This window comes from Rahnella sp. WP5, from assembly GCF_000745615.1.
In the GTDB taxonomy this organism is placed as follows: Bacteria; Pseudomonadota; Gammaproteobacteria; order Enterobacterales; family Enterobacteriaceae; genus Rahnella; species Rahnella aceris.
Map to the genome: position 1 here is coordinate 345,416 of NZ_KN050721.1, position 19,058 is coordinate 364,473.

Annotated in this window: 16 protein-coding genes; 9 read left to right on the forward strand and 7 right to left on the reverse strand. The window is 51.5% G+C overall.

Going from position 1 to position 19,058, the window contains the following annotated elements; all coding sequences use genetic code 11:
- Window positions 1-164 precede the first annotated feature (164 nt).
- A complete protein-coding gene (locus EX31_RS22940; protein ID WP_037036985.1) occupies window positions 165-1,079 on the forward strand; it encodes a hypothetical protein in 915 nt (304 codons plus the stop codon).
- Between the two features lie 42 nt (window positions 1,080-1,121).
- Here the strand turns inward: EX31_RS22940 and EX31_RS25635 are convergent, their stop codons facing one another.
- From EX31_RS25635 to EX31_RS22955, 4 genes are all read right to left on the reverse strand, one after another.
- On the reverse strand, window positions 1,122-1,301 hold the full coding sequence (locus tag EX31_RS25635) for a YagK/YfjJ domain-containing protein (RefSeq protein ID WP_081925247.1): 180 nt from the start codon (window positions 1,299-1,301) through the stop codon (window positions 1,122-1,124).
- Window positions 1,302-1,351: 50 nt separating this feature from the next.
- The gene (locus tag EX31_RS22945) at window positions 1,352-1,999 is read right to left on the reverse strand and encodes a phosphatase PAP2 family protein (protein ID WP_037036989.1); all 648 of its coding nucleotides are present in this window, start codon (window positions 1,997-1,999) and stop codon (window positions 1,352-1,354) included.
- Window positions 2,000-2,535: 536 nt separating this feature from the next.
- Window positions 2,536-4,194 carry a ShlB/FhaC/HecB family hemolysin secretion/activation protein gene (locus tag EX31_RS22950; RefSeq protein ID WP_037036992.1) on the reverse strand — a complete coding sequence of 553 codons (1,659 nt, stop codon included), beginning with the start codon at window positions 4,192-4,194 and terminating at the stop codon, window positions 2,536-2,538.
- Between the two features lie 3 nt (window positions 4,195-4,197).
- Window positions 4,198-8,754 (reverse strand): two-partner secretion domain-containing protein, encoded by a 4,557-nt coding sequence (locus EX31_RS22955; RefSeq protein ID WP_037036995.1) that lies wholly within the window; start codon window positions 8,752-8,754, stop codon window positions 4,198-4,200.
- A 343-nt stretch (window positions 8,755-9,097) separates the two neighbouring features.
- On the opposite strand from EX31_RS22955, the gene EX31_RS22960 reads away from it, so the two are divergent.
- On the forward strand, window positions 9,098-9,877 hold the full coding sequence (locus EX31_RS22960; RefSeq protein ID WP_037037486.1) for a HalD/BesD family halogenase: 780 nt from the start codon (window positions 9,098-9,100) through the stop codon (window positions 9,875-9,877).
- A gap of 741 nt (window positions 9,878-10,618) precedes the next feature.
- Here the strand turns inward: EX31_RS22960 and EX31_RS22965 are convergent.
- The gene (locus EX31_RS22965; RefSeq protein ID WP_231576105.1) at window positions 10,619-11,335 is read right to left on the reverse strand and encodes a DUF2461 domain-containing protein; all 717 of its coding nucleotides are present in this window, start codon (window positions 11,333-11,335) and stop codon (window positions 10,619-10,621) included.
- Between the two features lie 169 nt (window positions 11,336-11,504).
- Window positions 11,505-11,834 (reverse strand): hypothetical protein, encoded by a 330-nt coding sequence (locus EX31_RS22970; RefSeq protein ID WP_037036998.1) that lies wholly within the window; start codon window positions 11,832-11,834, stop codon window positions 11,505-11,507.
- Between the two features lie 499 nt (window positions 11,835-12,333).
- Between EX31_RS22970 and EX31_RS22975 the strand changes: the two genes are divergently transcribed.
- The 6 genes from EX31_RS22975 to EX31_RS23000 all read left to right on the forward strand — a co-directional run bounded on the left by EX31_RS22975 (window position 12,334) and on the right by EX31_RS23000 (window position 17,415).
- Window positions 12,334-13,776: a sugar porter family MFS transporter gene (locus EX31_RS22975; protein WP_255347879.1), complete on the forward strand. Its 1,443-nt coding sequence runs from the start codon at window positions 12,334-12,336 to the stop codon at window positions 13,774-13,776.
- 48 nt (window positions 13,777-13,824) lie between these two features.
- Entirely contained in the window at window positions 13,825-14,379 is a 555-nt protein-coding gene (locus EX31_RS22980) for a sugar O-acetyltransferase (protein ID WP_037037002.1), read from the forward strand.
- Window positions 14,380-14,731: 352 nt separating this feature from the next.
- Window positions 14,732-15,127, forward strand: a complete 396-nt coding sequence (locus EX31_RS22985; protein WP_037037489.1) for a (R)-mandelonitrile lyase — start codon at window positions 14,732-14,734, stop codon at window positions 15,125-15,127.
- A 346-nt stretch (window positions 15,128-15,473) separates the two neighbouring features.
- Entirely contained in the window at window positions 15,474-16,478 is a 1,005-nt protein-coding gene (locus tag EX31_RS22990; RefSeq protein WP_223509239.1) for a diguanylate cyclase, read from the forward strand.
- A gap of 28 nt (window positions 16,479-16,506) precedes the next feature.
- The gene (locus EX31_RS22995; RefSeq protein ID WP_037037007.1) at window positions 16,507-16,860 is read left to right on the forward strand and encodes a hypothetical protein; all 354 of its coding nucleotides are present in this window, start codon (window positions 16,507-16,509) and stop codon (window positions 16,858-16,860) included.
- Between the two features lie 33 nt (window positions 16,861-16,893).
- Window positions 16,894-17,415: a cupin domain-containing protein gene (locus tag EX31_RS23000; protein ID WP_013576520.1), complete on the forward strand. Its 522-nt coding sequence runs from the start codon at window positions 16,894-16,896 to the stop codon at window positions 17,413-17,415.
- A 39-nt stretch (window positions 17,416-17,454) separates the two neighbouring features.
- Here the strand turns inward: EX31_RS23000 and EX31_RS23005 are convergent, their stop codons facing one another.
- Window positions 17,455-17,700 carry a hypothetical protein gene (locus EX31_RS23005; protein WP_013576519.1) on the reverse strand — a complete coding sequence of 82 codons (246 nt, stop codon included), beginning with the start codon at window positions 17,698-17,700 and terminating at the stop codon, window positions 17,455-17,457.
- 311 nt (window positions 17,701-18,011) lie between these two features.
- Here EX31_RS23005 and EX31_RS23010 point away from each other — a divergent pair, with 311 nt between their 5' ends.
- Window positions 18,012-19,025 (forward strand): Ppx/GppA phosphatase family protein, encoded by a 1,014-nt coding sequence (locus EX31_RS23010; RefSeq protein WP_013576518.1) that lies wholly within the window; start codon window positions 18,012-18,014, stop codon window positions 19,023-19,025.
- Window positions 19,026-19,058 lie beyond the last annotated feature (33 nt).

Genomic DNA, 19,058 nt, shown 5'->3' on the forward strand with positions numbered 1-19,058 from the left:
ATAGCAAGTAACCGCAACGTACTTAAGCAAAGGAACCTCATAACCTTTAGGGGGAATTGGCAGCGAGAGTTATCACTGACGAGTGATATGGAGCATCATCTTTGTGCGCATTTGACTGCTAAAACTAGGTATGCTGGATTTTTATTCTACAAAAGGAAAGTGTGATGGAATCTGCACGTGATAAACGTACTCGTGAGATTGTAGAGGCAGAGGATCTGTGGTTGCTTGATAACGTTGATACTGAAGGCTACGTGTGCTGGGGATGTGGTATAACCATGCATCCTGCTGCATGGGAAAAAGATAAAAAAGTCAGAGCCTATTTTAAAAAGAAACGCCATATTCAACATCATCATGAATGTGATGCTGATGCTGAAAGCACAGTCATACGCCAGGGCCAGAAGGAGAGTGTCCGCAACATACTGGACAGTGCTCCAGGTTTAATGCCCTCGGGATTAAAGTTGATTGAACAACGCCCGGTTGTTGAACCAGGTATCGCAGGTGATGAAAGTAAGTCCAGTTCGACGCGTTCAGCATCCTCAGCATCTGGTGAAGGTAATTCACCCGAACGACAATCCCGGCGTCAAGTGAATGCTATCCGCAATATTTGCCGTGCCTTCATCCGCTTCCCATATGATCGAGGAATGTCGCTAAACGTTCCTGGTATCAAGGGGCAAACTTACTCAGAGGTGTTTAAAAAGCTCCAAAGTAAAATCCAGTCCTATCCGGAGCCAAAGATCTTTTATGCTGAACTACTCTGGAATAAATTTGTTCAAGATGATGAAAAACTCATCATCCCGTTGTCTGGCGAGTGGGCGGAGGACGAATCCGGAAAGTGTAAACCTTCACGAAGTTACCAGATACACATAAAATGGGCTGGGTGGTCAAAAGCCAAGCGGACAGTGGTACGCAAAGAGTTGGAAGCTGCTCGGACAGAGGCACAGGAAGCTAAAACAAAAAGATTAAAAGATAAGGCTTGGGTCTTCTTTATTGGTGAGCAAAGCGCTGATAGCCCGGAAATCTTCTACGTCACTGATTACCGATTAATTTGTGCGATCGTGGGGCATATCACTTACACCTGACGTAAAAAGGCCTTCCCCTACTGAGAAGGCCTTCTCAGTAGGCTATTTCCGGCTACAACCGAAATTCCTTTCACCCTTTTCGTAAATTTTGCTGTCAAGCTTGGTCAGGTAATCCAGGCGTACAAACAGCATGCCATAGTTATAGAGATAATCAGGTGAATGTTTGTCCAGAATATATTTGTGTAAGTATCCCACCAAAACGGCCCATTCATTTTTAGAGATCTTCCGACATACTGATTATGTCCCCTGAGGAGATTGTAAGTATCTCTGCTTTAGTTCCACGCGCTTTTTGAGATTTCCGGTTTCTCAGCCATAAGCCGATATTCTTCCCGCGTCCAGGGTTGTTTGCCTGTGATTTGCGTAGCGATATGTTCGAGAAGCTGCTGTGTGGGTGCTTTCTTGCCAAAGCTCATCAGTGACAGAGGGAGAATAAGCAGAATAGCTAATGGAGTGAATGTGAAATAGCGCATGTTGCGGTCGTGTTGTGTATATAAAAAGATTACGCTGCAAAGACTGCCGAGAATAAATCCTGAGATCACTTCGCTGACGGAATGAGCATGCAGTGCGAGCCGGCTGATACCCACCATAATGGCAATGAAATACCCAGCAGTAATCATCAGCCTGCGTCCGTCAGGTTGAAAACGTTGGCCTATCAGCCAGAACATGACCGGCCATAAAGTGGCTGACATCGTGGTATGCCCGCTGAAGCCTGTAAAATTAAATGTACTGCTGCCAATGCCCCAGGCGAGAAACAACAGCTTTGAGATGCTCACCGCGAGGCCAGAAATACCCAGTATAATCAGCCAGATTAATGCTGTGACTGGGTTGTCAGCCTTCCATAACATAAATAAAGCGAGGGTTATTCCGGTTGGCAAAATGAGCATGCTGTCGCCAAAATAGGTCAGGATATTCCAAAGCAAAACGTAGCCCTCGACGATAAATAGTAAATTTTTAAAAAGAATCAATCGGTAAGTGTATCAGCAGGGTTTTTTTACCAAAAGGGATTAGCTTCTCTCATTTCATTTTCAGACTGCAACCCGATTTATTTCTGTAGGGTGAACTCACGCTTGGAGTATCAGCCGCATATTCTGGCGCTGCGATAAAAGCATTAAAGAAACGCAATGAAGACCAGGCAGAACTTATCGCTACTTTGTCTGAACGTTTGAAAGCGATCGAAACAACGCTTGTCATCTTTTTGCATGTTGGGACGTGTGAGCGGGGCTATATGCGGTAAGCTAATGATTTATTGCACGGTTCTTAGAGATTCTAAGCCGCAGGTCACAGGCTCGGGCCCTGTAGGGTTCAGGTCAATAGACGTCAAGTGACGTCTATTTTTATGCATTAAATTCAGTGAGTTATCAGGTTTTAGCGCTTCATGGTTCAAGCTGATTTTACCTATGTCAACCGACATCAAGTACTATCTGTTGGTACATGTGTTGGCATCGTAAACATCCCCTCAAAACGTACGACTAGCCTGTGCCCACACCCGGGGCGTGCGATCCGTGTCGCTTTGTGCATCGGCATTACCCAGTTTCCATGCCGCGACCGCCATCAGATGCCAGTTGCCAGCAGACAATGTCGAGCCCACACCCGTAGCAGAAAGGCTGCGGTGATTTTCGCCGTCAGCCCAGGTGTCTTTGTTCAGCCGTACTTCGCCATGATCGACGAAGGTGAACAACTGCACCATCTCGGTCAGTGCGTATCGCAGTTCGGCGCTGGTCACATACCCCTGGTCACCCTGTGCTTCGCCTTCCGGATAAGCCCGTACGCCATACGCGCCGCCGAGGCTGATTTTTTCAGAGGAATCAAGGTTGCCGTCAGTCCATTGGCCCTGGAACTGACCATAAAGACTGATCCGATCCGTCAGGCGCTGCAGGCGCACGATGCCAGGATTGATCTTCTGAAAGGTGCCGCGAGTCCTGGCTGTGAGATCATCCAGCACTTTGTCTTGCGGGTTATCCAGCGTCAGGTTGCCCTGGCTCCAGGCCAGCGAGAATGCATTCGAACCGCCACCCAAAAAATTGTCGCGGGAGTTGCCGTTGAGACTGGCAGTCACGACATGTGACTGTTTGTGACTTTTATAGTCGTAAAGATCGATGTCATCTCTTAAGCGTTTGTCATCGAATTGCAGTTGCGCAGTCAGGCTGAAATCCCGGAGGCGAATCAGTGGCTGCTGCACAAACACGCTGGCAATCTTCGCGTTACCCGAGGCATCAAGATTGTCAAAGTTCCTGGCTAACTGATAATTCATGTACGAGTAAGCGACACCGACTTGCGTCGCCCACGGACCGATCGGCAACTGATACGCGGCCCGGAAGTAATGCTGATCTTCATCAGAACCCATGATCCGCATGCTGGCCTGATCACCCATGCCTGACGGGCTGGCGAGGTTCAGCGTACTGCCCAGACGGTATTCACCGGTGAAGCGGTTGCCATAGTTGTCCAGATCCACCTGACCCGAAACCATCGGCGCCGAGCGGGCATCGACCACCAGGTCGCTGGCACCCACGGCGGTGCCGGGTTTCAGCGTGGACCGGACCTCAACGCCGGGGATTTCCTGAAGCAGCAGCAGACTGCGTTCCAGAGGGCCGGCGCGCACCGCTTCACCGTTTTTCAGCGCGCGGAGCGGCGCAGCCAACGTGCCGTCGCTGATGCGCGAAGCGTTATTAAGCTTCACTTCGCCAAAATGACCTTCGAGGACGGCAATGGTGACGACGCCATTCTCCACGTCCTGAGCCGGCAAATAAGCCCGTGCCAGCGGGTAATGTTTCTGTCGATAAAAGAGGGTGATACGCCCGGCCGCAGCCTGCAACTCCCCAAAGCTGACCGTGCGATTTTGCAGGTCAGCCAGCAATGGCAGCAGATCGGCGCTGCTGATCGCCTGATTGCCTGTCAACCTGAATTGCGCAACCTGCATCGTTGGCCCGCGGGCAGTCGGATGAGTGTCCGGCGTGTCGGGAAGGTTCAGTTCCAGCGTCTGGCGCGGCGGTAAAACCGGCGGTTTAGTTTGGATCTCACGGATCGACTGACCCGCGTCCGGCACAATTTCAGCCCGGGCCGTACTGGCAGTTAACGTCAGGAGAGCCAGGGCAATGGGAGTAAGACGGATACGCATAAATCAAAGTCCTTCCGGAAGGCGCAAGCCTTGCTCAATTACGCTATAGAGGCTGTTGGACGGCAACTGCACCGCCAGAGACGTGGTGGGGGTCGGTAATTTACGCAGAGGTTGGGTGGTCACCGCCGCTACGTTTTCGGGGGCACTGAGCAAACTGAGCAATTGGTTTAGCGGCGTTACACCGATGCTGAACGTACCGTCAGTGAAAGCGATGGCGTAATTGCTGTTGTTTAGCGAGCCTTGTTCAATCCTGTACTGACCGACTGTTTCGCCAGCACTGCGCGTCAGATTGCCATTGAGGTGGTCACCGTTAACCAGATTTCCATTGGTGAACCAGGTCAGTGCCGGGTCGCTGGTGTTGACGATTTTGCCAAGGTTGTTAGCAATAACGGCCAGGGCGCGGGGAGCGACGATCCATTGGCCATCGGATGTTTGAGTCACGCTGTAGTTGCCATTGGTCAGGACGCCCTCCACGCGCACCACATGGGTGCCGACGTTGGTGGTGCCGCTAATGCCTGTGCTGCTCAAACCGCTCAGTACCGACACATCCTGGCCGTTGACCAGGCCGATGGCGCTCAGGGCTGGCTGGACAGGGGTCGCGCCGTACGTTGAGCTGCCACTGCTGGCCGCCACGGTGATGTTTCTGGCATTGACAGTTAAGTTTCCGTGGCTCGCAAGTGCGACCAGGTAACCCTGCAAACCGCTTAAAGTCCCCTGGCTTGCCAGGATGGCGTAACTGCCTGCACCCGCAGTAGCCGCTGTTCCCGTTGAAGCTATCGCTAAAGTGCCCGCCACCACGTTAGCCAGGGTATCGGCTGCAAATGCTCCTGCAACCCCGGCACTCACTCCAGAGGTTGTATACGCAGAGCTGACATCTGCCGTATCACCATAGGTCTTGCTGACATTTGCCGGGGTGTAGGTGACCGTCGGTTGATAGCGGAACACGTACCGGTTACCGGTTACGGAGCTCGCCGGAAGGGTATTAATGCTGGCGTTCCAGATAGCAGTATTGTTGCTGTTCAGTCCGGCAAAAGTACCGGTGGCGGGGGTATTGGAATAAATCACCCAGTGGTGTCCGCCGACAGTTGAGGCGGTAACGGCATGACTGCCCGCGTTGTTAATAAAGGCACCCGTGGTGGATAACACCACATCAGACCCGCTGACATGCTCGCCCAATGCGATGGTCAAATCCCCTGCGACGCTCACGATGCTGCTGCCGACAGCGCTCTGGGATTGGTCAAAAATGAAACTCCCGGCCCGGGTGAATTGCACATTACCGGAGGCGTTCAGACCACTGGCATCGAGGGTAAACAGCTTGTGGGCGCTGTCTGCGTTGCCGCTGGCCGCGTTCAAATCTGTCAGCAGCGAGGACAGAGAGTTTTCATTGCCCGTCAGTACCAGCGTGTCAGCCGTCAGATTGATGTTACTGGTCGTCCCCGTCACACCCTGCGTGAAGGTATTAGCCAGATTGCCGCCGCTTTGCGCGTAGGTGAACACATCAGTGTTCGCCAGGGTGCCGGGCGCGAGCAGACTGTAGTAGTAACCTCCGGCGCCGATGGAGGAGGTACCGACCACCAGGCCGTTAATCACGGTGGAGACCTGGCCAGCCGCATCGCTGTTTTGCGCGAAGCCGGAAATGGCTTGCGGTGTGCCGTTCGGATATTGGGATTTCAAGTAGGGGTAAAGACCGCTGGCTGTGCCCCAAACGGTATTATCGAAATAAGAAGGTAATACGCCCTGTAACTGTGCGAGGGTTAAACCGGTGACCCCGGAAGTGACGCCGCCGCCAATCCCGACAGTGTTGCCACTGGTGACGCTATTCCAGTAAACGTTTGTCACCGTGCTATTGGCTTGATTGTAGCCAATAGCACCGCCAGCGTTACTACCCGTCGCTCCCCGCACCTGACCGGTGGAATAACTGGAGAAAATAGCACTGTCGTTATAGCCTGCGACCCCGCCCACATTATAGTCAGCCTGGACATTGCCGAAATTGTAGCTATTGGCGAGGGAGCTGGCAGTATCGTTAAGGCCAACAACACCGCCAACAAAACTGTTGCCCGATATGTTGCCCGTATTGTAGCTGTCAGAAATCGACCCCCGGTAGCTGTTGCCTGCTACCCCGCCAACACGTGTATTGCCCGACACGTTGCCGGTGCTATAGCTGTTAGTGATAGTGGCGCTTTCGTTAGCGCCCACGACCCCGCCAACGTAGTCACCATTACCGCCATTTACGTTGCTGGAGCTGTGACTGTTTGTCACCAGAGCACTGCCGTTATAGCCCGTTATTCCTCCTGTCCAGCGGGTGCCCGTTACCGTGCCCATGCTATAGCTGTTTGCAATCGTCGAGTTATTTCCATTAAAGCCGGCGATCCCCCCGACCATTATGCCGGAGGATGACGTTGACACCGTGCCGCTGAAATAGCTGTTTAATACAGAGGAGGAACTCTGGTTCATAGAGACGATACCGCCGACGTAAGATCCGCCGCTGATAGCGCCATTAACTACACCCAGATCCCGAACCGTTGCCCCCTGATTGTCGCCAAACAGCCCCGTGTAGTTTGCGTCCGGAGCCGTGATGGTCAGATTCGATAGGGTATGACCCAGGCCTTCAAAGGTACCGGAGAAGGGCGAATCATAATCATAATTGCTCCCCACGAGTGCGTTCGTATATATGACGCCACTGGCATCCTGATTACGGGCCAGGGCGTAATGCCCTGCCAGTCCGCCTGCCGCTGTCTGGTCTGTAATTGCGCCAGACGAAGCCGGATCCCCGTCGATTCCGTCGATGTCGGCCATGCTGTAAACCAGCGTGTAAGCCGAACCGTTGATGTTCAAACGCTGCCCGCTGCCTTCCGGTGCCGTGAAACTGGCCGAGACGCCTTTGGCAAACGTGAGATCACCGCTGCCACTGCTGGTACCGTTGCTGTTGTTATTCGTCACCAGCACCAGACCACCGGCACCGGTGACGGAGACATTGGCATTGATCGCAATAGAGTGGAATGAGTCCAGCGTCAGGGTGTTTGGTGAACTCCAGTTCAGGGCTGAATTAACGGAAATATCACCGAGGCCTGTTGCCGTGGAGGTGAGGGTGCCGGTGGTTTGGAGGGTGACGTCGGTGTTCAGGAGAGCGGCGTTGATCGTGGCCGCTGAAGCGTCATCAACGTTCAGGTCTTCAGGATCCACCCGCCAGTTACCCGTTTTGCCTTGGGGCGCCGAGGTGTTCACCTGGATGCCAGTGAAGTCAACGTGATGGCCGGAGGTTTCTACGGATCCTCCGTCACCGCTTTGCGTGCCGCCCCTGGCCGAGAAATTGCCCTTGGCCACGGTCGTTCCGTTGGACCAGACGACTATGTTGCCGCCTTTTCCCGTGGTTCCGGCGTCAGCCTTGAGGCTGCTGCCCGCATCCACGCTGACACCTTGTGCGTTAACCAGGGGGCCTTTGCCTTGAGCGTCGCCGCCGACCTTGATACTGCCGCCACCGCGGGCACCTGAGACATTCAGAGTGGCGGATGTGAGCGCAATGTTCTGGCCGGTGATTTGAATCGCGCCGCCCGTGCCGTGGGGTGAAGAGGCATCCAGGGTACCGGCGACGCGCACCAGACCGCTGTCACTGCCACCGAGGGAGATCTTACCGTTCTTGTTCTGCAAGCCTCGCGCTTCAATCACACCGGTGTTGTTGACCACCGTCCTGAGCAGCGCATTGCTGGCCGCCGCGGTCATAATGACCTGGCCACCGTCGGCCTGAATCAACTGGCGGTTTTCCACCAAGGCATTCCTGGTCGCTTCATCGACCTGGACGTTAAGCAAGCCATCACCTGCGAAGTCCAGCGTCACCGCATTGCCGGCGGCCAATGCGACGGAACCCTGTTTCGCAACAATCACGCCCTGGTTGCTGACGGTGCCGCCGAGTAACACCACGGCTCCCCCGTCGGCAGCGTTAATCGTGCCCTGGTTGATGACGCTGGCGTTGCTGCCATCCCCCCTGAACCTGTACTTGCCGTTAGCAAAATCCTGGTTCGAGATATTGAGTGTCGAAGCCACCAACCCGCCGACACTGACGGAGGCGCCCTGACCAAACAGCACGCCATTGGGGTTGATTAAGAACACCCGGCCATTGGCGTTGAGTTGGCCCATGATCTTCGAGCCGTCAGCACCGATCACCCGGTTGAGGGCAACCGAATCAGCGCCGGGCTGAACAAAGGTCACTTTGTTGTCTTTGCCAATATTAAAACTCTGCCAGTCAATTGCCATTTTTTGGCCGGACTGGTTGATCGTCAGTTGATGATCGGCCGCCGCGCCAATCTGGCCGCTGCCGAGAACGACATTACCGCCAGTGGGCAAATCTGCGGCCATGCTGATAACAGGCATGAATGAAACAATGAATGAGATAAGGGCAATGGCAAACGGTGGCGGCGTGATCGCGCCGTTGACTGGGGTTGAATGATCATCGACCTGAATCGCACGGACGTCACTGCGTTTTCCACGGCGAGTGGTCAGCTCACTGACGACCACAAAAGCATTACGGCTGTGGTTCCAGATCACGCTGAAGATGCAATTCATATGTACGCCTTTCATAAGGGGGGGAGGAAAGCATGTTGACTAAGCTGTATTAGCGGCAGGGGCCGTGCTATCGCTGGCGCACATTGGAATGAGAGGCGGTGCTTCCGCCTGTATCAGAAATATCGGCAGGGATGAGGAGAATCTTTATCAATAGAAATGTTTAATATGATATTTGCGAGTTGCGTCAAAGGGAGAGACATCAGGCGGCTAAACCCCTTGCAAACTTACCCCAATGGGGATTCATGGCGATAATGTGATCACTATTTTTCATTTCCCAGCTATTAATGACTTGGTTAAAGTAGAAGCGACTATTTTCCCCCTGAATAATTCATGAGAATTAATGATGCAAGAACTCGATACGATCGTAAATTTCGCGGCGAATCCGATATTGGATACGAATTTTCTTTCCCAGTGTAAACAGACGCTGAATGAAAAGGGCGTTCTGGTCTTGCATGACTTTCTTAATCCTGCTGCGCTGAAAGCGATTAAGCGTGAGGGGGATGAAAATCGCCATCTGGCCTATTACACCAGCAATAATCATAATGTTTATCTATTGAAACCTGATGCCGGGCTGCCTGATTCGCATCCAAGAAATCGGCAGATTGTCTCCTCAAAGGGCTGTATTACCGATGAAGAGATCCCGCAGGATTCGGCACTGCGCGCAATGTATAACGCGCCAGTGTTTCGTGCGTTTCTTTGCGCGGTGCTGGGTGAGGCGCAACTGTATCCTTACGCTGATAAACTCTCTTCAATCAACCTGCATTACGCCAGCGAAGGCCAGGAGCTGGGCTGGCATTTCGATAACTCCTCTTTTGCCATCACCCTGCTGATTCAAAAACCTCAGGCTGGCGGTGTGTTTGAATACGTTGAGAACTTACGCGATGCTGATGCTGGCGACATGAATTTTGATGGCGTGGAAAAATTACTGGATAAGCAAACTGAGCCGAAAAAACTCGGCATTGAGGCAGGCGATTTGGTGCTGTTCCGCGGCCGGAATGCGATTCATCGTGTGACTCCAACGGAGGGGGAGACCACGCGCATGCTGGTGGTTTTGGCTTACAATTCTCAGCCTGATATTTCGTTGTCTGAGTCTGCCAGAATGACCTTCTACGGGCGGATTTAACGGCCTGCGATTCTGATTCAACACAAAGCGAATCAGCAATATGTTTATCATCGGCTAACGTGTTCGCGACTGAACGTTGCCGCGTGCGAAGCTGAACAAGTTGCAGCCATCGATTGAACTCACCCTGTCAGGGGGATTTTCGTCAGTGCAAAATAATGCCTGGGTCTGGCAGACGATCTGTTGTCAGCTAAAACCGTTTTGATGCGCATTCAGAGATGATTGTTAATTTTTCTAATGGAAAAATTTTTTCTGAAATCTTCAGCTACTCTACGGGGGTTTTTTTAGTCCGTTTGGAGGTTTTATGGAGATTTTGAATCCCGTTTTTGAAGAAGCGTGCAGGATGGTAGGTGAATGTTGCTTTATGCTTGCTCAGAATGGGGAAGAGATAAGTCGCTCTAGAATTGCCAGTCGTTTAGAGCGTGTTCAACAATCAGCTGTGACAATAACAGGTAAGCCTAATGATGCATTGTGTCAGGCGATAGAAGGTCTTAGAGAGTAGTGGGTTACACGCACCAAAGCCCGGTCCGCTAGCCGGGTTGAAATGAGCAGAACATCACAGCCCTGAGCGCAACAGTACACATGCTGTCAGGGGAAAGGGATTTAGCAAACCGGCCAGCGCATTCAACCACGAGGCCTCTGGCCGGTTGCTGTCATGACAGTGAAAATATAATTTTGGCTGTTTCAGGTGTCAAGAATGCTTCGCACTTCACCGGGCAGGGTAAACCTGTCGTCTTATCTGCTTCAGAAATCCAGCTCAAGTGCAAAACACAGATAGGACATCAACGGCGCGCAATGTCTGAACTGCTCTGCGCAAAAATCAATAACATCTGGCTTGCACAGATCCTCAAAGGCGATGTTTTTAATCGCGATAAAATCTTTGCGTTTTAATTCAGCTAACAGCGGGTGGTTTTTGTCGTAGCCTCTTGGCGGACGACTCAGACTGTCGCCGTCCATCACAAACCCGTTATCGTGCAATGTCTTGAGCGCTTTCTGATAGGCATTCGGGTTCTCATCAATACAGGCGCGAATCGCGTTTAACGCCTTTGATTCCGGGTGCCAGATCCCTGCCGCAATAAAACAACCGTCTTCGGCGATGTGCAGATAGAGGCCGGGCGCGTGTACATCTTTGCCCTGGAAATGACGAAACTGAATGCCGACATTGGTTTTATACGGCGTTTTATCTTTGCTGAACCGGCTGTCGCGCTGCGGGCGCATCAGGCTGCCCCCCACTTTTTTCGCGACGGCAGTCAGTCTCGGGGAAATGGCAATAATCTCTGGCTGCATTTGCTCGATAAAGCGCAGCGCGGGCGTTCTCAGCGTATTCTCGTATTCGTCCTGATTAGCCTTAAACCAGTCCCGGGTGTTGTTTTGCGCGAGTTTATTCAGAAATTGCAGACCGGCTGCGCTAAAAATTGTCCCAGCCGCAACCGGCGTTTTAGGTGTCTGAGTCGTCATCATCGATAAGCCTTTATCACTGCCAATGGGGAATCAGGGTAAATCCTGACGCCAGACACGACTCAGTGCAAACTGAAAAGTAAAAAATTTTCCGGATTAAAGGATGTGGGGAGAGTGGGCGCTTTAAAGCCCGCCAGAACAGTCCGGCGGGCCTTTTCATGTCTGATACCTGTCAGTTAATCGCGACAGGACTCACTTTTCCCGCTTTCCCTAAGCCGTCATTCGCCCGTTCACTCAGCTCAAACAATACGGGTAATAAATGCGCGGTCGCCTTGAGATAGGCGCTGACCTGCGGGATACCTTCCGGCGGTAATATCTCACCATTCTCCAGCCCTTCGCTCAGGCACAGCAGGCCGTGGCACAATCCTTCGGCAGAGTCCGACGCCAGCGCGCTGAGATCGTAAAGCTGAGCATCTTTGAAGCGGCTGAAATCCAGCTCGGCGATCAGTGAGCGGAAGACGGTGATTGAGTTTTCAGAGAAAGCAGTTTCGGTGTTCGTCATTTTAAAACCTCCTAGATGATTAAATGACTGCAACACAAGACGCTAAACTTGGGTGGCAGCTCAGACGGGGTTAGCGTACCGGACACACTAGGAAAACCGGTGCTTCTTTCGAAGCCCCCACCTGAGCCACCATTATTTAGGGTGAATCAAAGTGCGCGGCATTATTACACAATGTCGCCTAGTTATGTCTTTCGGAACGCTAATTCCGGCTGCGGATTTTGCCGCAGCGGGGAGACTTTATTCCTGCTGCCGAAGCAAAGAAACAGGCTGGATGCATTTACAGGGAGTTGTATTCAGATTTGGAAGATATCTCGCAAGGATCGGTTCTGCCTGACTTTTATTCCCCTGCACCATATCGCCGCCATCTTCTCCCCAGTGATCCCGATCACAGAAAGTCCGGTGCAGCACGATTGTGTATATATGTGCCTTTCCTGCTCTCACCCCACAGGGCACTTGTGCTTATCGTAATGGCTGAATGATTTTTTTCTGATGTCCGTTGCTGTATTCCCCCTTTCCGGAGAAAAAAATGTCGTCATCTGATGTGGTTAAACTGACTGAAAGTTCGCTCAAAAACACCAAAGTGATGAACCTGTTTGTGTCTTTTGCGGCGGCGATGGCGGGGCTGTTATTCGGTCTCGATATTGGTGTGATTTCTGGTGCGCTTCCCTTTATTACTGAGCATTTTGTGCTGAGCAGCCGCCAGCAGGAATGGGTTGTCAGCATCATGATGCTCGGCGCAGCGTTCGGTGCGCTGGCCAATGGCTGGCTCTCTTTCCGGCTGGGACGCAAATACAGCCTGATGGCGGCAGCGCTGTTGTTTATTCTCGGTTCTCTCGGCTCCGCCTTCGCTTCCAGCATTGAAATCCTGATGGTGTCGCGCCTGATCCTCGGTTTTGCTGTCGGCATTGCGTCCTACACCGCACCGCTGTATCTGTCTGAAATGGCGTCAGAAACCATTCGCGGCAAGATGATTGCCATGTATCAGCTGATGGTGACGATCGGCATTTTGCTGGCTTTCCTTTCTGATACCGCATTCAGCAGCAGCGGTGACTGGCGCGCAATGCTGGGCGTGCTGGCGATTCCGGCGTTTGTGCTGATGATTGCGGTGTGTTTTTTACCAAACAGCCCGCGCTGGCTGGCCGCCAAAGGGCAGCATATTGAGGCCGAGCGTGTGCTGAGAATGCTGCGCGATACCTCGGAAAAGGCCCGCCAGGAACTGAATGAAATCCGTGAAAGCCTGAAACTGAAACAGGGCGGATGGGAATTATTTAAAGCCAACAGTAATGTGCGCCGGGCCGTCGGCTTAGGCATGTTGTTGCAGGCGATGCAGCAGTTTACCGGCATGAATATCATCATGTATTACGCGCCGAAGATTTTTAATCTGGCGGGATTTACCAGTACACGCCAGCAGATGATCGCCACGATTATTGTCGGTCTGACGTTTGTGCTCGCGACGTTTATTGCCATCGGCATGGTTGATAAAGCGGGACGCAAACCGGCACTGAAAATTGGCTTTAGCGTGATTGCGCTCGGCACGCTGGTGCTGGGATATTGTCTTCAGCAATTCAATCAGGGCACGGCCGGTGCCGCACTTTCCTGGCTGTCGGTCGGTATGACCATGATGTGTATTGCCGGTTACGCCATGAGTGCGGCGCCGGTGGTATGGATCCTGTGTTCTGAAATTCAGCCGCTGAAAAGCCGTGACTTTGGTATCACCTGTTCGACCACCACCAACTGGATTTCGAACATGATTATCGGCGCTACTTTCCTGACGCTGATGGACAATATCGGTGCAGCAGGGACATTCTGGCTGTACACCGCGCTGAACGTGATGTTCGTGGTGATCACTTTCATCCTGATACCGGAAACGAAAAACGTCACGCTGGAGCAAATAGAAAGAAACCTTATGTCCGGAAAAAAACTGCGCGATATCGGGCAGTAAACTCGCCGGTGATTCATTGTGGATGTGAACAATATCAGGGAACAGTTAATGCGCGACTTACTCAAAATGACCAGCGGGCTGGATTACCATATTAATGATAACGAATTACGTGAAATTCGTTATCAGACCCGCGATAAAGTGGATGGATTTAATGCGCTGAGCGCCCGTCAGACGGCGGAGAAAGATGCCCTGATCAGGGAAATATTTGGGGAAGTGGGCAGCAATGTCCATTTTGAAAAAGGCATGCGCATTGATTACGGCATAAATACCCGAATCGGCAATAATGTTTTCATCAATTTTAATTTTGTGTTACTTGATTGCGCGCCGGTCACAATAGGGAATAACGTTTTTATCGGTCCTGATGTGCAAATTTATACCGCACAGCATCCGCTGGATATTGATTTACGTCGTGAACATATTGGCAGCGCCCGGCCAGTCACTATTGGCAACGATGTCTGGATTGGCGGTGGATGCGTGATTTTGCCCGGCGTGACCCTTGGCGATGGTTGCACGATTGGCGCCGGAAGCGTGGTCACGCGACCGGTGCCAGCGGGCGTGGTTGCCTGTGGAAACCCCTGCAAGGTGGTGCGGAAACTGACGTAATGTTTACCTGACCGTCTCTCCGACATAAAAAAGCCCGCTCTGAGGCGGGCTGCAAATGCAAAAAATACAATATTTCTTAAAGTGCGAACAGAATGAGACAAAATTTAAATAAAATCAATTAATTATCTTCCTGAAATAAGTGTCCGTTTTTTAGAGATGATTGTGATCAAATCGTGATCTTTATTGTTATTTTTATATCGCTGTCCTGTCGCGCGTGCTGACTTATGAATTTATCTCATAGCTCCTTTCATATTTTGCCCTCTGGTCGTCATAAACGAACGGCGCTATTGTTTATGACATGACGAACTTTCCAGCAGCAGTCCCTCAGGCGGAGAATGAAATGACTGATAAAATGAAAATTACCAAAAGTGGTTCTGTTCCTTCACAAAACGGCCCGGAAAATTACTTCACCGGCAAGGTGCGTATCGACTCGCCGTTCAGCGGCACTGCATCTGCCCGTGTCGGTGGCGCGATCGTGGCCTTTGAACCGGGTGCGCGTACCGCCTGGCACACACATCCGCTGGGTCAGACGTTGATCATCACACAAGGCCGTGGCTGGTTGCAGGAGGAGGGCGGCGAAATTCGCGAAATGAATGTGGGCGATATCGTGTGGATCCCGGAAGGGGTGAAACACTGGCACGGCGCGACCCCGGAGAATGCCATGACGCACATCGCGATTGCCGAGTCCCTGAACGGCAGTCCGGTTGAGTGGATGGAAAAGGTGACGGACGCACAGTACAGTAAGTAATCACCTGTCCCGGTGGAATTTATATAACCTTTGCTCAAAAGGGCGGCGTAAAAGCCGCCTTTTTTGTGGCAATATATTGTGACTGCATAAAATCGATACAGTTATTTCTGTATTTCCGAATTTTTATCCTAAATTCTCTGGTTAACCATTAACCTGTCTTATTTAACGCTAAAAACCCCCGTTGTTCGGCGCATTAAAATTATCGCTTTCAGTAGCTCTGAGATAAGTAACTCGACTAATATAAATAGAAATCAACTCAAGAGCCGTTTCCCGTATGCCATATTATTCTCCAGGTGAAAGTCTCGTCCGTGAGCGCTCAGAGCGCTTCTTACGGCGAATGTACTTAATGCGGATACTTGGTACTTTTCTCTGCTTTTTTCCTGTATTTTCTGTCCTTCTTGAACGCAATGCTTCCTGGATCGCCATCAGCCTGCTGGCGCTGAATGCCTTTGTCTGGCCGCATGTCGCTATGCTGATTTCACAACGCTCAAATCACCCTAATCAGGCGGAATTCCGAAATCTGGCATTTGATGCCATCGCGGGGGGAGCCTGGGTTGCGCTGATGGGCGTTTGTCCGCTGCCGTCGGCCATTATTACGGCTATTCTCATCGCTGACCGTTTTTCTGCCGGTGGCTGGCAGTTGCTGCGCCGCGCTGCGCTGTTTTATTGCGCCGGTTTTATTGTCTGCTGGCTGTTGTCGGGAATGACGTTTTATTTCACCGTCACTGACCGGACGTTGTGGCTGACGTTGCCGCTTTCCACGATTTATATTATTGCTTTCAGTGCAGCGAATTATTCCATTTCCAGAAAGCTGCGGGATAAACAACACGAGCTGGAAAAAGCCGCCCTGATGGATCCTTTTCTCGGTTTGCCTAACAGGCGGTTACTCGACCGGCGTCTGATGCTGGAGTTTGAACGCGCAAAACATGATTTATCCTGCCTGATGGTGCTGGGCGTTGATGACCTGAAAATGGTGAATGATTTGTTCGGGCGCGAAGCGGGGGATTATGTGTTGCGCTCGGTGTCAGCGATTTTACGGCAGGAAACCGGGCAAAATGATTTCCCGGCTATTCTGGGGGGCGATGAATTTGTGGTGATCCTGCCGGGGGTTTCCGAAGAAGAAGCGTATGCCGTGGGTTACCGGTTATTACTGAAAACCTCAGAAATCCGCTTATCGCAGGATTCCGGTTTCCAGTGTTCGCTGAGTATCGGCGTGGCGACATCCCGCAATCATGAAGATTATAACCAGTGGCTGGCGGCTGCCGAACGGGCATTGGTGAATGTGAAACAAAATGGCAAAAACAGTATTGGCAGCGTGAGCAGGACAGATACTTCTGCTCAGCTACACTGAATAACGTTAACGTTTTCCGGGATGAGTAATGAAAAATATCACCATAATGTGGGTCGCTGCGGCCGTCGCCGCAGGTTTGCTGGCAGGCTGTTCATCTATCGATAAACCGGTTGGCGATGCGACTTATCGCCCGGCCAATTTTGACCCGTCGTTTACGCAGGGCGAAGCAAGTTATACGACATCCGTGTTTTCAATCCTTGAGCGGCAGCGTCGCGCGGATACCTACAAAAAGATCTTCGATTTTTGTAGCGGCAAATTCCAGACGCTGGGTGAAAGCAACGACGGCGAGAAGGTACACATAAGATTTGCCTGTCTGCCTAAAAATATTGCGCAGACGCAAAGTCCGTACTCAATACAGCAGAAGTCGCCTTCGCTGTACTAAAATTGACTATCGGCAATGTTATCCGGAGATTTTATGAGCAAGGAAAGACCTGATTTTATCCGACACTGGACCGAGCTGGAAGGTCCAGACGACGGCAATTATCCCGGTGATGATGAACTGATGTCGATTGGCGCACCGCTCGGCAGAGCGCTGGGCCTGACGAAAATTGGTATTCATCACGAACGTTTATTACCGGGGCGTCGTACCTGTTACGCCCACGCGGAAAGTGCGGAAGATGAATTTGTGTACGTGCTGGAAGGGTATCCTGACGCGTGGATTAACGGCCATCTGCATCCGCTGAAACCGGGCGATGCCGTGGCCTTTCCGCACGGCACCGGTATCTGTCACACCTTCATTAATAACAGCGATGAGGAAGTGCGGCTGCTGGTGGTGGGGGAGGCAAATAAGCCGGAAAACCGGATTTATTACCCTCTGAATCAGGAATATGAAGCGACGCGCAAAGACCGCTGGGTGGATGTACCTGAGCAACAATTTGGTGATCACGACGGCATTTCGGACCAGCGACGTGAACAAAAGAAAAAGCCGGTCAGTTGAATGCCGGCTTTTCTATGGCTGACGTGCGTGTAAACCCATTTATTGAATGGAAAGCGACTGCCAGCGTTGCTGACAATACGGCATCATTCGGTGAATTTTCAGGCTCTGTGCCTGATGACGATTCAGTGAATAGCCCTCCGGCGTAATCTCTAAGGTGTCGCCGGTTTGCAGCTTAAAATCATTGTCTACGGACAAAATCAGCTTCAGGTTTTTAAAAGCCTGGATACAGATATATTTCAGTCCGGTCTGCGGGATATTCAGGATGTCGATGATCTTCCATTCCATACATTCACTCCTTTTCTGTGGCTGCCTGATTTTCGTTTCCCTTTTCTACCTCAAATCCCTGTCATTTTTTGTCATGACAAAGTAATGATTTCTTTATAGGCGTTCCTGTTATTTCATTGCTTGAAGTGACTCACAAAAAAGGATTGCCGAAACCATGCAGATCGCAGAATGGATTATTTAAGGACAATCTTGCATTTTTCGGAAGGTTATTCAGAACGTAAAAGGAAACTAAAAGACTTGAAATCACCGCCATAAAACGGGTATTTCTGGATGCTTTCTACTTTTCTTTTATTTTTCAGGGGCAGGATGAGATGAATTATTGGGTAAAGGGTTTTCTGGGCACCTTATTCGCGTTGAGCACATTTTCTGTGCTGGCAGAAAACTGTATCGAAACCCGCGGGGCAATTGATATGGGATCCGGTACCACCAAAATTCAGGTGGCGCAGGTTGATATTTGCCGACATCTGCCGGGAAAAGTGCTGTATGAAGACCAAAAGCCGCTGGGCTTTAATGAGGATTTGGGCAAATCCGGCAACAACCAGATCAGCGAGGCCATGCAACAACAGGGCGTGACGGCGCTGAAACAGATGGTCGATAAAGCCCGCAGCTTTCATCCGCAGCGCATTACCGGCGTTGCCACCGCAGTGTTTCGTTCAGCGGCTAACGGTCAGCAGGTCATTGACCGTTTCAACCAGCAGACACAAATCCAGCTTCGTGTGATTTCTCAGGAGCAGGAGGCGGAGCTGGGTTTCCTGTCGGCGAAGGCGGCGCTGCATGACAACACCATCAACAATCAGGATCTGCTGGTCTGGGATATCGGCGGCGGCTCAATGCAAATGACCGCCATCCGCGAACAAAACGGTCAGCCCGTGACGGATATATATCAGGGCAAACTGGCATCGGTAACCCTGAAAGAATTCATTATCAGCGTGCTTAAAAATCAGGAACTGGATAAAGCCGCCTCGCCGAACCCGATTGGATCGCTGCGCAATACGGTGCTGCGTTACGTGAATTTCTACGCGAGGACGCACGTCAGTCCTCAAATCAAACAGGATGCGCAAACCCGCCGGGTGATTGGTATCGGCGGCGTTCATGGTTTTTCGCTGAAAGACCAGATCCATCCGGCGAACAATACTTACAGTCTGGCTGATGTAGAACGCGTGTCGAAAAATCAGGTGTGGAAAGGGGACAGTGAACTTACCGGCGAATACCGCGCGACCGATGTCAGCAATTTACTGCTGGTGGAGGGCTTTATGCAGGCGCTGAATATCTCACAGGTGACGATTGTCAAAGCCAGCCTGATCCAGGGCATCCTGGTGCAATAAATTCCTGAAGCGATACTCTTTATCTTTGAGAGT